Origin of the sequence: Faecalibacterium sp. Marseille-P9312 (assembly GCF_902497445.1) — a bacterium.
GTDB classification, from domain to species: Bacteria; Bacillota; Clostridia; order Oscillospirales; family Ruminococcaceae; genus Faecalibacterium; species Faecalibacterium longum.
In genome coordinates this window covers 1-13,641 of the sequence record NZ_CABVEW010000020.1, presented here as the reverse complement: position 1 = coordinate 13,641, position 13,641 = coordinate 1, and the positions used below count along the sequence as shown (strand labels likewise).

Genomic DNA, 13,641 nt, shown 5'->3' with positions numbered 1-13,641 from the left:
AATAGCATCGGCACAACGTCCAAAATCAAACTTTATCAAGGTGATAAACTTCGGGTGAGCTGATAAAGTTCGAACTTTATCAATAGGGGGAACTTTATCAAGTTGATAAAGTTCATTTTACAACGTAAGTATGTCTTTAATTTGAAACTTTATCACATAATCTACCTCAGTAGAGCGTATCACTTCATCAGTCCCATCGTCCAAGCCCGGACCAGCAGGCCCAGCAGGACGACGGCCAGCAGCACCACGGTGAGAGCGCGGCTCTGGGTGCGCTGACGCTTCCTGCGGCGGGCCGTGGTCTGCATATTCTGGCGGCTGCGGCTGTTCCGGCCAGAGGTATTCCGGCTGCGGCTGGATGTTCCCCGGCCCGAAGCGGCACGATTCCCGCCGCTCTGGCGCTTGCGGGATGTGCTGCCGCTTTTCTGGGACTTCTGACGGCGGGGCGCTTCGTCCTCAGCCTTTTTCTGAGGCTCGATGGTCTCCGACGCACCGCAGCGGGACAGAAAGTCCTCCGCCATCCGGTAATACTTCTCGAGGTCGCCGGTGGTCAGGGCCGTTCCCTCATAGCCCGCTTCCAGCTCCTCCACGGCCTCGTTGAACCGGATCGCCGCCTGTGCGGCTGCGGTCCTGTCGGAGGCGTGGGCGGCCTCGTTGCGGGCCATCCGCACCGCGTTGCAGGCGCGGCGGGCCGCTGCCGGGTGAGGCGTATTGCCCAGCAGGTCCAGAGGCCGGGCGGCGTCCTTTTCCGGGTCCAGCAGGATGCGCATACAGAGGGTGGTATCCAGCTGCTGCCAGCCGGTGCGGCCATTCAGCTCCGGCAGGCGCTCGTAGTAGTCGGGGCTCTCCTTCTGGCGCTGGGCCAGATGCTTCATCAGGGCGTCCACGCTGTGAGCGCCGGGCTTTTCCTCCCAGTGCCAGCGCAGCAGCTTCCGGCTGATGTCGTCGCAGGCCGCTTTGATCTCGAACGCGGCCTGCAAAGCTTCGTCAGGCATAATCATCTCTCCTTGTTAAACCTCTCCGTCACGCCTACGGCGTGCCGCAACCCGGCCTTGTCTGCGAAGCAGACTGAGAGGTTATTCCTTAAATTAAAAGCGGAGGAAGCCTCTGCCTCCTCCGCCGTACATCCTATTTTACATCATGAACTGAGAATACACGAAGCCGCACAGGGCGATGCCCGCACACACGATGGCGGTGATGGGCGGCACCCAGCGGATGAGCGTCTCAGCGATGCTGTCGCGGGGGTCTTCCTCTTCGCAGTCGTCCTCCTCGTCCAGCGGCTTTGCCTGCAGGCGGGACGGCGCGGCGGCGGGAGTCGAGGGTACCACACGGGTGCCGTACTTCTCCACCTCTTCGTCCGGCGCAAAGGACTTGGCCGGGCGCACCGGCTCCGGCTGGCGGGGCAGAACGCGGGTCGCCTCCTGCTCCGGGGCGCGGGACACCACGCGGGTCGCGTCCATCTCAGCGGCAGGCGCATAGTCGGGCGCAGGCTCCGCCGCCCGGGGCGGGATGATACGGGTGGCTTCCTCCTGCGCTGCACCCACGATGCGGGTGGGCTCCTCCGCAGGCGCGGCGGGGCGCACCGGCTGGGCCGCAGGCTGCGGCTCGGGCTGGCGCACCGGGGCTTCCGGCTGCAGCAGGGTGTTCAGCGCGTTCTGCAAAAGGATGCGGTCGCTGCCGCACTCGGAGCAGTAGACGGTGTCCTCTTCCTTCGGGTGGAAGGCACCGCAGGCGCAGTACCAGCCGTTCTCGAAGACCTGGGGCATGAACTTCATGCCGGTGCGGTTCATCCGGGCTTCGAGGGCCTTCTGCATCTCGACGCTCAGGCGGCGGGGGGCCGGCAGGCGCACCCGCTTGATGCTCTCGAGGTGGACGACCTTCCTGCCGCTGTAGACATTGCGCAGGGTGACGTCCACGCTGGTGATGGCCTTCTGGGTGACAAAGACGGCATCGTCCATGCCGAAGCTCTCGCCGGGCTTTGCGGTAAGGTCACGGTACTCGAACTCGTCCTCACAGAGGATGACGCCGTCCACGCCCTTGCACTTGAAGTGGATCTCCAGTGCCGTCAGGGTCACGCGGGAAATGTTCTTAAAGGTCAGACAGACCGCGTGTTCGCCGCTGACTTCGCCCTTGAGCAGCTCCACGCAGACGAACTGCACCGGGCTGCCCGGGGTGTAATAGTTGGCCCGTGTCCGCGCGACCGGTTCAAAATTTTCCTCCACAACACTCTCCCCTTTCTCTTGGTTTACTGGTTGGCTTCGCCTTCATCCGGCGTTTCGGGGGCCGGAGCTTCCTGCGGGGCGGCATCCACTGCCTCAGCAGGTTCGGCAGGCTCCGCAGCCTCTGCGGTCTCAGCCTGTTCCACAGGCTGGACAGCGGGCTGATCCTCGGCGGGCTTTGCGTCGGGGTCCTCACGCTGGGGCAGGGTCTCGCCTGCCATCACGGCGTTGAACTCCTTCTCGTTCAGCTTCTCGCGCTCCATCAGGGCCTGTGCCAGCGCATGGAGCTGGTCGATATGCTCCGTCAGGGTGCGGCGGCAGGTCTCGTAGGCCTCGTCGATGATGTCCCGCATCTCGCTGTCGATCTCAGCAGCGGTGGTCTCGCTGTAGCCCTTGCCCTGGCCGAGGTCGCGGCCCAGGAAGGTCTCCTCCTGAGAGGTGCCGTAGACCACAGGGCCAAGGCGCTCGGAGAAGCCGTACTTGGTGATCATCTGGCGGGCGATGTTCGTCGCCTGCTGCAGGTCGTTGGACGCACCGGTGGAGATGTCGTCCAGGATAAGCTGCTCGGCTACGCGGCCGCCCAGACTGGACACGATGTCCTCGAACATCTCGCCCTTGGTGACGTAGCTGCGGTCTTTCTCGGGCAGATACATGGTGTAGCCGCCGGCCTGACCGCGGGGGATGATGGTGATCTCATGCACACGGGGGTGGTGCTTGCAGTAGAAGCCCGCCACAGCGTGGCCCGCCTCGTGGTAGGCGGTGAGCTTTTTCTCTTCGGGGGTGACGACCCGGCTCTTCTTCTCGGGGCCGGCCATGACCTTCATGGAAGCCTCTTCGATGTCCTCCATCGTGATGGCCTTGCGGCTGCGGCGTGCAGCCAGCAGAGCGGCCTCGTTGACGAGGTTCTCGAGGTCAGCGCCCGCAAAGCCTGCGGTGCGCTGTGCGATGACCTTGAGGGAGACATCCGGGGCGAGGGGCTTGTTCTTGGTGTGGACCTTCAGGATCTCCTCGCGGCCCTTGACGTCGGGCAGGCCGACGTAGACCTGACGGTCGAAGCGGCCCGGGCGGAGCAGGGCCTTATCGAGGATGTCGGCACGGTTGGTGGCCGCCATGACGATGACGCCGTCGTTGGCCTCGAAGCCGTCCATCTCGACCAGCAGCTGGTTCAGGGTCTGCTCGCGCTCGTCGTGACCGCCGCCGAGACCGGCACCGCGCTGACGGCCCACAGCATCGATCTCATCAATGAAGATGATGCAGGGCATGGTCTTTTTTGCCTTGTCGAAGAGGTCGCGCACACGGGATGCGCCGACGCCGACGTACATCTCGACGAAGTCAGAGCCGGAGATGGAGTAGAACGGCACACCGGCCTCACCGGCGCAGGCGCGGGCCAGCAGGGTCTTGCCGGTACCCGGAGGGCCGACGAGCAGCACGCCGTGGGGGATGCGTGCGCCCAGAGAGTTGAACTTGTCGGGGCTCTTGAGGAACTCCACGACCTCTTTCAGCTCTTCCTTCTCTTCGTCTTCACCGGCCACATCGGCAAAGGTGGCGGTCTTCTTGTTCTCGTGCTCGTCCTTGACCTTGGCTTTGCCGACATTCATGATGCCGCCGCCACCGCCGACGCCGCCCCGCATCATCGAGAACAGCAAAAAGCCGGTGCAGCCCAGCATCCCCAGATAGAAGATGATCTCCATCCAGGGGATGGTCTCCTTGAGGGAGGTGTAGTCGTAGGTCATGGGCGCGTCGGGGTTCGCCGCGTCGTAGGACTCGATATACTTGTCCACGTTCTCGATGAAAACGTAGGCATAGGGCAGTTTATAGCGGACGGTGACGGTGCCGTCGTCCTCCTGCACTGCGCCGGTGGACTCCGACGAGGAGGAGAACATCCCGCTCAGCAGACCGCCGGTGGACTGCACTGTGCTCTGGGTGGAGGAGACGTCCGGCAGGGGCAGGTCGCCTTCTTTCAGGTTCAGGGTGATGACGCTGGTGTTGCGGTCCAGCGTGAAGGCCGTGACCTGATTGTGCTCAAAGTAATGGACGACGGTGGAGTAGCTCATGGTCGAGCCGCTGGTGCTGCCCGACCCGCTGCCCATCACCGACCAGACCATCAGCACGGCGGCCAGCGCCAGTGCGAGGATGAGCGGATTGATACGAGGTCTCTTAGGTTGCAAAAGGATCAACTCCAGTTCTGGTTTTATTTCTTACTTTTCGTAGACGCTGGGTTTGAGTACGCCGATGTAGGGCAGGTTGCGGTACTTCTCGTCGTAGTCGAGGCCGTAGCCCACCACGAACTCGTCCGGCACCGCGAAGCCCTCGTAGTCCGGGGCGATGTCGGCCTTGCGGCGGCTGGGCTTGTCGAGGATGGTGCAGATCTTCACCGAGTTCGGGTTGCGCATCTTGAGCATCGGCACAAGGTTCGACAGGGTGATGCCGGTGTCGAGGATGTCCTCCACGATGAGCACGTCCCTGCCGGAGAGGTCGCCGTCCAGGTCCTTGATGATCTTGACGAGGCCGGTGCTGGTGGTGTTGCCGCCGCCGTAGCTGGACACCACCATGAAGTCGATGCTGCACGGGATGCTCACGGCGCGCATCAGGTCGGCCATAAAGACCACCGAGCCCTTGAGGATGGAGACGAGGACGAGGTTTCTGCCCTCATAGTCTTTGCTGATCTGAGCGCCCAGCTCAGCCACCTTCGCTTTCAGCTCCTCTTCCGAAACGAGGACCTTCAAAATATCGTCATGCATGCTCATGATTCGATTCCTCCAAAATTTTCTAGTTCCACCTGCAGCAGCTGCCCGGTGTCCGGCCCGGGGGCCAGCCCATCGGCAAAGCCCTCTCCGCAGACCCACAGCACCTGTCTGCCTGCCGCCAGCAGCGGCAGCGTGTCCCGTTCCTGGGGCGGGATGCCCGCCTCGTTCATCCATTTGCGCAGCTCCCGGTCTACCCCCCGCCCGGCCGGACGGAAGCGGTCGCCGGGCTGACGGCAGCGCAGCCGCAGAACAGGACATATCGAGTTTATTTTAGCATAATCTGCCTGATTTTTTAAGTCTTTTTTATGAACACCCTGTGTTTTTTCTTCAAAACAGGCCGAAACCACCCGGATATGCAGCTTTCTGCCGCCGGGCAGCGGATAATCGCCGCCCTCCGGCAGGGATACTTCAAATTTCGGACAGTCCGCTTTTTCGCCCTGCCGGCGGGTGTTTTGATCGGCTTCCTCCCGCCAGAGCACGCCGTCCCGGGCGCAGAAGCGGACGGCGTCGGTGAGCTGCACCGCGCCGCTGCCCTTTTCCACAAGGTCGGCCAGCAGGCGGATATATTTTTCCTCCGCGTCCCGCACCGGCTCCACAAGGCTGTGGAGGGCCATGTCGAGGATGAGCGGGTCAGTCTGCCGCAAAGGCTCTGACATCCACACGGGCTGGCCGCTGCGCAGGGCGTATCCCGCCCCGCCGGGCAGGCTTTCTGCGTCCGCTGCCCGGGCCGAAGCCAGCAGCGCATCCGCCTGCCGGGCGAAGTATTCGTCCGCCTTGGCGGCTTTCTCACAGAAGCGGGCCAGATTGCGCTCGGCGGCGCTGTTGACCCCGCAGAGGGCGGGCAGTGCGCCGTGGCGCAGACGGTTGCGGGCGTAGTCGTCAGCGGCGTTGGTCTCGTCGGTGACCCAGCGTTCGCCGCAGGCGCGGCAGACAGCCTCGGTGTCGGCCCTCGTCAGGCAGAGCAGAGGCCGCAGATAGCCTGGGCGGCTGGGCCGGATGCCCGCCGCGCCGTGGAGGCCGGTGCCTCTGGCCAGCCGGAACAGCAGCGTCTCGGCCTGGTCACTCCCAGTATGGGCAGTTGCGACGGCATCTATCCCGTCGGCCAGCACCCGCTCAAAGCAGGCATACCGCAGGCGGCGCGCCCAGTCCTCCCCTGCCCGGGGCTTTCCTGCCTCGGCTTCCAGCTCAGCGGCATGGAACACCCGCAGCGGCAGGCCCAGCCGGGCGCAGACCTCCCGGACGAAGGCTTCGTCCCGGTCCGCCGTCTCCCCTCGCAGGCCGTGGTTGACGTGGCAGACCGTGAGGGCGATGCCCCTTTCCTCGGCCAGCGGGCGCATGAGGCAGAGCAGGGCCATGCTGTCGGCCCCGCCCGAAACAGCCAGCGCGAGATGCTTTTTGCCGTCCAGCAGCTTTTCCCGGGCGCAGAAGCCGCGCACCGTCTGTAAGATCTCTTCGTAGTTCATCAGCGTTTGAAGTCCACATCCATAAAGCGGGTGTGGGCGCCGTCCCAGCCCAGCGGCACCGTGCTGGTCTCGCCGTGACGGTTCTTTGCCACGATGCACTCGGCGGTGTCGGCGTCCACCTCCGCGCCGTCGGGGTTCTGGCTGGCGTAGTAGGAGTCGCGGTACAGGAAGAGGACGCAGTCGGCGTCCTGCTCGATGGAGCCGGAGTCGCGCAGGTCCGACAGCTGGGGGCGGTGGCTGGAGTTGTTGCCCTGCTTTTCCACCGCACGGGATAGCTGGCTCAGAGCGATGATGGGCACGTTCATCTCTTTGGCCATAATTTTGAGGTTTCGGGTGATGGAGCTGATCTCCTGCACGCGGTTCTCGCTGCGCTGGCCGCTGGTCATCAGCTGCAGATAGTCGATGACGATGAGGCCCACGTTGGGGCGGGCGGGGTCCTGATTGACCCGGCGGATCTTCGCCTTCATCTCGGTGATGGTGATGCCCGAGGTGTCGTCCATATAGATCGGTGCGTCGTGCAGTTTTTCGGTGGCGAGGGCCAGATACTCCCAGTCCTCGGCCCGGAGCGCACCGGTGCGGAACGCCTGACTGTCGATGCCCGCTTCAGCGGAGAGGATGCGGTTGGTCAGCTGCTCCTTCGTCATTTCGAGGCTGAAGATGGCCACCGGCACCTTCTGCTGCATGGCCACGCGGGTAGCGATGTTCAGCGCGAAACTGGTCTTGCCCATACCGGGGCGGGCAGCGAGGATGATGAGGTCGCCGCGGCCAAGGCCGGTGAGGACGGTGTCCAGCAGCCGGAAGCCGGTGGGGATGCCCTTGTACTTGTCGGCGTCGGGGCCGCTGATCTTTTGCAGATTTGTCAGAGTCTCCACCATGCTGGAAGAAAGGGGCGTCAGGGCGCTGGAATCGCGGCCGGAGCGGATCTCATAGATGCGCTGCTCGGCGTTTTCCAGCAGCAGGTCGGCGTCGGGCTCGTCGCCCGCGTCCTGCAAAATGTCCTTTGCGACACCCATCAGCTGGCGCACCAGATACTTTTCCTGCACGATCTGCGCATACGCCTTGACGTTGGAGATGCTGGGGACCGTCTCGGCGAGGCCGGTCAGGTAGACTTTCGCCTCGTCGGCGCTGGGGAACACGCCGTCCGAGATGACGGCGTCCAGCAGGGTGACGAAGTCGATGGTCTGGTCGCTGGTAAAGAGGCGGAGCATCTCGGAGTAGATCTGAGCGTTCTGCCGGGTGTAGAACATCTCGGGCCGGATGATCTCGACGAGATCGGTCAGGGTCTCGGGTTTCAGCAGCACCGCGCCCAGCACGCTCTGCTCTGCCTGCATATTGTAGGGCAGGTTGATGCCCACGCTCTCGAGGTTGAGTTCGTTATAATGTCGTTCGTTCGGCATGGTCGTTATCCTTCTGCTTTATTTATATAAATGCCGTAAAGCCAAAAAGCGCCCCCTGCCGAGAGGGGGCGCAGATAGCGGTCAAATCAGGCCTGCTCCACTTCTACCTGGACCTTGAAGGAAGCCACGACACCGACATGGAGGCGGACTTTGCCGTTGAAGACGCCCGCGTCCTTGATGTCCTTGGTCTCCAGCTCGATCTTCTTCTTGTCGATGGGAGAACCGGCCAGCTGGGCCAGAGCCTCAGCGACTTCCTTGCCGGTGACCTTGCCGTGCAGACGGCCGGAGGCACCGCCCTTGGCCTTGATGACCACGGTCTTGCCCTCGAGCTTCGCGGCCACAGCCTGAGCGGCGGCCACGTTCTCAGCCTCGTGGAAGTCGGCAGCGGCCTCCTTGCCCCGTGCGATATTCACCGCGCTGGCGTCGGCCACAGCGGCCAGCTTGCGCGGGAACAGAAAGTTGCGGGCGTAGCCGTCGGAGACCTCGTGGATCTCGTCCTTCTTGCCGATGCCCTTGACGTCCTGCTTCAGAATCACTTTCATGATAGTATCCCTCACTTCTCACCGGAAAACCGGTGGATTTCTATGGTTAGTATACAGCAATCGGGCTGTTACGTCAACGCCTGAGCTCCTCTGTCAGCGTCCTTGCCCTCTCAGTCTCGCTTCGCTCGCCAGCTCCCCCAAAGGGGGAGCCACTGGCGTGTCGGTCAGACTTCCACTGGACGAGCAAAGCACGATGTCTCGGAAACAGTAGTGCTCCGCTGTCTAGGCCAGCGACAGCTTTACAAGGTGCGCTTGTCCAGAAGCGCCTGACCTCTGTAGCAAGGCCCGCCCTTTTGCGCCATGTCGGACCTCAGGCGTCCAGCGCAAAGTGGCCCGGCCTGCCAATGGCTCCCCTTTTAAGGGGAGCTGTCGCGTCAGCGACTGAGAGGTCCTTCCGGGCGAGCGCTCTGTGAAGAAGCTATTACGCCAGCTCCCTGCCCACGACGTCCAGCGCCACCTCGATGACCTTATCCATGTCGTAGTACTTGTACTCGCCCAGACGTCCGCCGAAGATGACCCCCGGCTCGGCGTCGGCCAGCTTCTTGTACTCGGCGTAGAGTGCGCCGTTCTTCTCGTCGTTCACCGGGTAGTAGGGCTCATCGCCGGGCTTCCACTCGGCGCTGTACTCGCGGCTGATGACGGTCTTGGGCTGAGTGCCGAACTCAAAGTGCTTGTGCTCGATGATGCGGGTGTAGGGCGTCTCGGCGTCGGTGTAGTTGACGACGGCGTTGCCCTGATAGTTGTCGGTGTCCAGCGTCTCGGTCTCAAAGCGGACGCTGCGGTACTGCAATGCGCCCAGCTTGTAGCCGAAGTAGGCGTCCACCGGGCCGGTGTAGACGACCCTGTCGGCCAGCTTGTCCAGCTCTGCCTTCTCGGCCAGATAGTCCACGCCCAGGCGCACTTCCACGCCGTCCAGCATCTTCTCCACCATGGCGGTATAGCCGCCGCCCGGGATGCCCTGATACAGGGCGTTGAAGTAGTTGTCGTCGTAGGTGAAACGGACAGGCAGGCGCTTGATGATGAAAGCGGGCAGCTCGGTGCAGGGGCGGCCCCACTGCTTGCCGGTGTAGCCCTTGATGAGCTTTTCGTAGATGTCGGTGCCGACCAGGCTGATGGCCTGCTCCTCGAGGTTCTTCGGCTCCGTGATGCCGGCCTCGGCGCGCTGCTGCTCGATCTTCGCCTTCGCCTCGGCGGGGGTCACGACGCTCCACATCCTGTTGAAGGTGTTCATGTTGAAGGGCAGGTTGTAGATCTCGCCGTGATAGTTGGCGACAGGGCTGTTGGTGTAGCGGTTGAACTCCGCGAACTGGTTGACGTACTGCCACACAGCCTTGTTGTTGGTGTGGAAGATGTGGGCGCCGTAGCGGTGGACGTTGATGCCCTCCACCTCTTCGGTGTAGATGTTGCCTGCGATATGAGCGCGCTTGTCGATGACGAGGCAGCGCTTGCCGGCCTTCTTGGCCTCATGGGCAAATACCGCGCCGTACAGGCCAGCGCCAACGATAAGATAATCGTACTGTTTCATTACTGTTTATCCTTTTTCTTCTGTTCGGATTCCGACTCGAGGCTGCTCTTTTTCTGGGCCTCCCGGTACTGGTCGATGGCCGTCTGGATGCGGCTGCGGGCCGCCTCCGGGGTGATATGCTTGAGCTGGGCCGCTGCCATGGTCTGATGACCGCCGCCGCCCAGAGCCTCCATGATGACCTGCACATTCACCGCGCCGAGGCTGCGGGCCGAGATGTTGACGCCGCCGCCCACCTGCACGGCCACGAAGCTGGCCTCCACGTTCTGGATGGTCAGCAGGTCGTTGGCCGCCTGAGCGATGGCCACCCGGGCCTCGGGGGCCACCTCGCCGCTGACGGTGATGGCGCAGCCCCGGTACATCTGGGCTTCCGATACCAGCATGGCCTTGGTGGTGTACTCCACCATGCTCACGTCAAAGAGCTGACGCACGTGCTCCGTCTCCGCGCCGTAGCGGCGGAGGGCCGCAGCGGCCTCGAAGGTGCGCACGCCGGTGTGGAGGGTGAAGTCGCGGGTGTCCAGCATGATGCCGGAGAGCAGTCCCTCGGCCTCGATGCGGTTGGGCTTGTCGTCCCGGTCGCCCACATACTGCAAGAACTCCGTGACCAGCTCACTGGCCGAGGATGCATAGGGCTCGTGGCAGACGAGGTCGGCCTTCTCGATGAAGCCGACGCCCTTGCGGTGGTGGTCGATGACGGCCACCTTGCCGCATTTTTCCAGTATCTCGCGGCTCTCCACCAGACCCAGCTGGTATGTATCCACGACGATACAGAGCGTTCTCTGGGAAATGATGGGCAGAGCGCCCTTGGGGTCGATGAAGTCGTCCTCCTGCCCTGCCGCGATGAGGGCGTTGATGAGGCTGCCCGCCAAAGTGGCGTCACGGCGCACGGCGATGACTGCCGGCACATCGCAGATCTTGCAGATGCGCAGCACGCCCTCGGCAGAGCCGATGGCGTCCAGGTCGCTCATCCGGTGGCCCATGATGACCACATGGTCAGCCTCTTTGATGAGCTTGACCAGCTGGTCGGCCACGATGCGGCTGCGCACCTTGCTGCGCTTTTCCACGCCGTGGCTGACGCCGCCGTAGAAGGTAAAGCCGTCCGGGGTCATCTCGGCGGCCTGGTCGCCGCCGCGCCCCTGCGCCATATCCAGCGCCTGAACGGCCATGTCCTGAGCCTCCCGCAGGGTCTTGGCCCCGCGTCCGACGCCGATGGAGATGGAGAGGTTCACGCTGGGGTCGAGGGCGCGGATCTTGTCCAGCACGTCGTAGCCGCGCTTGGCGAACTGCTCCAGCTGGCGCTCTTCCACCACAGCGATGTAGCGGCCGCTGGCCACACGGCGCAGAAAGCCCGTGCCGCGGCCTATCATATCTTCCAGCACCCGGTTGATGCCTTCCAGCAGGCGGGCGCGCTCGCTGTCCAGCATATCACTGAACACGTCGTCGTAGCCGTCCACGAGGAAGACCAGATAGCCCGGGCGGCTGGCCTTATATTCGGCCTCCACTTTGCGGAGGGCCGTTTCCTCATTCAGGACAAGAAGGGTCATGCTCTCGGCCTCGCCGGGGACGGTGGAGCTGTGAGCGCTCCACACGCCGTCGGCCAGATTGAGCAGCTGGCCGCTGACCTTGCGTGCCTCCTGCAGGTCGAGGCCGGGCAGCACTTTCTGTACCCGGGGGACCAGAAGGGCTTCGCCCTTCATCAGACGGGTGCGGAACTCGGTGTTGTACCACAGCACCGTCTCCCCCGAAAGGAGGGCGGCGGGCTGGCTCAGCGGCTCGAGGCTGAACTGCGTCTTCGATTTTTCGAAGCTGCCGCCGCAGACCCAGCGGGCCACCCAGCTGCGCACCCGGTAGCGGAACACTCCGAACAGGGCGAACCACAGCACCGCCAGCACCACCAGCACAGGCCAGATGGCCGGGCGCTGCACCAGAAGCACCAGCACCAGCAGGGCGCAGAGCACCGCCAGCGCAGCGGTCAGCATTTCAAGAGTCCATCTTGGTTTTTGTTTCATGAAGTGTTATGCCTCCTGCGGGCAGACTCAGACCTCCATCAGGATGGGGAGGATCATGGGGCTGCGCTTGGTGCGGCGGTAGATATAGCTGCTCAGGGCCTCGCGCACCCGGGTCTTGACGCTGTTCCAGTCGCGGACGTGCTCGTCCACGCAGCGGTCAAGAGCCGTCTCCACGATGCTCTGGGCGCCGTCCATCAGGCTCTCGTTCTCCCGCACATAGACGAAGCCGCGGCTCACGAGGTCGGGGCCGGCCAGAACTTTGCCGGTCTTGCTGTCCACGGTGGCCACGATGATGACGAGGCCGTCCTCAGACAGATGCTTGCGGTCCCGCAGGACGACGTTGCCCACATCGCCCACGCCGAGGCCGTCCACCATGACGGCGCCCGCCGTCACCGGCTCGCCCAGCTTCATCTCGTCCTGGCTGAGGATGATGTTGGAGCCGTTCTCGGCAATGAGGATGTTGCTGGTGGGGATGCCGAGGCTTGCCGCCGTGATGGCGTGCTTTTTCAGCTGCTTATATTCGCCGTGGACGGGCAGGAAATACTTGGGTCTGGTCAGGGTGAGCATCAGCTTCTGCTCTTCCTGACAGGCGTGGCCGGAGACGTGGACGTCGTACATCCCCTCATAGATGACCTCTGCGCCCAGCAGGAGCAGACCGTTGACGATCTTGGTCACGCTCTTCTCGTTGCCGGGGATGGGCTTGGCCGAGATGATGATGAAGTCGCCGGGGCCGACGCGCACCTGACGGTGGCTGCAGGAAGCCATCCGGCTCAGGGCGCTCAGAGGCTCGCCCTGACTGCCGGTGGTCACCAGCACCACCTGCTCCGGCGGATACTGGTTGATCTCATCGATGCTGATGAGGGTGCCTTCCGGGATGTGCATATAGCCCAGCTCCTGGGCCATGGCGGTATTGTTGACCATGCTGCGGCCGCTGAAGGCCACCTTGCGGCCATCCTCCACGGCGAGGTCGATGATCTGCTGGACGCGGTAGATGTTGGACGCGAAGGTCGCAATGATGATGCGCTTGTTCTGCGCCCGGGCAAACAGGCTGCGGACACCGTCGGCCACCTTCTGCTCGGTGGCGGTGAAGCCGGGACGCTCCGCGTTGGTGGAGTCGCTCAGCAGAGCCAGTACCCCCTTCTGGCCGTACTCAGACAGGGTGGCAAGGTCGGTGGGGCCGCAGGCCAGCGGGGTGTAGTCGATCTTGAAGTCGCCGGTCTGGATGATGGTGCCGGCCGGGCTGTCGATGGCGAAAGCCACCGCGTCCGGGATGGAGTGGTTCACATGGATGGGCTCCACGGTGAAGCAGCCCAGCTTGAGCTTCTGGCGGGGAGTGATCTCCACGAATTTGGTCTTGCCTGCAAGGCCGAACTCCTCCAGCTTGTTGCGGATGAGGCCGCAGGTCAGGCGGGTGCCGTAGATGGGCAGATCGAACTTCTGCAGCAGGTAGGGGATGCTGCCGATGTGGTCCTCATGGCCGTGGGTGATGAGCAGGCCCTTGATCTTATCCTTATTCTGCACCACAAAGGTGAAGTCGGGGATGACCATATCGACGCCGAACATATCGTTATCCGGGAAAACGAGGCCGCAGTCCACGATGATCATATCGCCGCAGCACTCGTAGACCGTCATATTCTTGCCCACTTCGCCGAGGCCGCCCAGCGGATAGATATGGATGGGCGTCCTCGGCGAAGTGGGCAAGAATATGACGGTCTACGAGTGCTGCGGCGATATGATCATCGTGG

General features: G+C 63.3%; 10 protein-coding genes. All 10 read right to left on the bottom strand.

Annotation, left to right across the window (positions count from 1 at the left end):
- Nucleotides 1–179: 179 nt before the first annotated feature.
- The 10 genes from F3G95_RS12805 to F3G95_RS12760 all read right to left on the bottom strand — a co-directional run bounded on the left by F3G95_RS12805 (nucleotide 180) and on the right by F3G95_RS12760 (nucleotide 13,597).
- On the bottom strand, nucleotides 180–992 hold the full coding sequence (locus F3G95_RS12805) for a hypothetical protein (RefSeq protein WP_149795245.1): 813 nt from the start codon (nucleotides 990–992) through the stop codon (nucleotides 180–182).
- A 138-nt stretch (nucleotides 993–1,130) separates the two neighbouring features.
- On the bottom strand, nucleotides 1,131–2,219 hold the full coding sequence (locus F3G95_RS12800) for a hypothetical protein (RefSeq protein WP_149795244.1): 1,089 nt from the start codon (nucleotides 2,217–2,219) through the stop codon (nucleotides 1,131–1,133).
- 23 nt (nucleotides 2,220–2,242) lie between these two features.
- Nucleotides 2,243–4,393 carry an ATP-dependent zinc metalloprotease FtsH gene (ftsH, locus tag F3G95_RS12795; protein ID WP_149795243.1) on the bottom strand — a complete coding sequence of 717 codons (2,151 nt, stop codon included), beginning with the start codon at nucleotides 4,391–4,393 and terminating at the stop codon, nucleotides 2,243–2,245.
- Nucleotides 4,394–4,414: 21 nt separating this feature from the next.
- On the bottom strand, nucleotides 4,415–4,963 hold the full coding sequence (gene hpt, locus F3G95_RS12790) for a hypoxanthine phosphoribosyltransferase (RefSeq protein WP_015564741.1): 549 nt from the start codon (nucleotides 4,961–4,963) through the stop codon (nucleotides 4,415–4,417).
- On the bottom strand, nucleotides 4,960–6,426 hold the full coding sequence (gene tilS, locus F3G95_RS12785) for a tRNA lysidine(34) synthetase TilS (RefSeq protein WP_149795242.1): 1,467 nt from the start codon (nucleotides 6,424–6,426) through the stop codon (nucleotides 4,960–4,962). The genes hpt and tilS overlap by 4 nt, the downstream gene beginning before the upstream one ends.
- Nucleotides 6,426–7,823, bottom strand: coding sequence for a replicative DNA helicase (dnaB, locus tag F3G95_RS12780; RefSeq protein WP_015564739.1), 1,398 nt, complete (start codon nucleotides 7,821–7,823; stop codon nucleotides 6,426–6,428). Before dnaB ends, tilS begins: the two co-directional genes overlap by 1 nt.
- A gap of 86 nt (nucleotides 7,824–7,909) precedes the next feature.
- On the bottom strand, nucleotides 7,910–8,365 hold the full coding sequence (gene rplI / locus F3G95_RS12775) for a 50S ribosomal protein L9 (protein WP_015564738.1): 456 nt from the start codon (nucleotides 8,363–8,365) through the stop codon (nucleotides 7,910–7,912).
- Nucleotides 8,366–8,786: 421 nt separating this feature from the next.
- The gene (glf, locus tag F3G95_RS12770; protein ID WP_149795241.1) at nucleotides 8,787–9,890 is read right to left on the bottom strand and encodes a UDP-galactopyranose mutase; all 1,104 of its coding nucleotides are present in this window, start codon (nucleotides 9,888–9,890) and stop codon (nucleotides 8,787–8,789) included.
- Nucleotides 9,890–11,896 carry a DHH family phosphoesterase gene (locus tag F3G95_RS12765; RefSeq protein ID WP_243130393.1) on the bottom strand — a complete coding sequence of 669 codons (2,007 nt, stop codon included), beginning with the start codon at nucleotides 11,894–11,896 and terminating at the stop codon, nucleotides 9,890–9,892. The genes glf and F3G95_RS12765 overlap by 1 nt, the downstream gene beginning before the upstream one ends.
- Before the next feature lie 27 nt (nucleotides 11,897–11,923).
- Nucleotides 11,924–13,597 carry a ribonuclease J gene (locus F3G95_RS12760; protein ID WP_243130392.1) on the bottom strand — a complete coding sequence of 558 codons (1,674 nt, stop codon included), beginning with the start codon at nucleotides 13,595–13,597 and terminating at the stop codon, nucleotides 11,924–11,926.
- Between the last annotated feature and the right edge of the window lie 44 nt (nucleotides 13,598–13,641).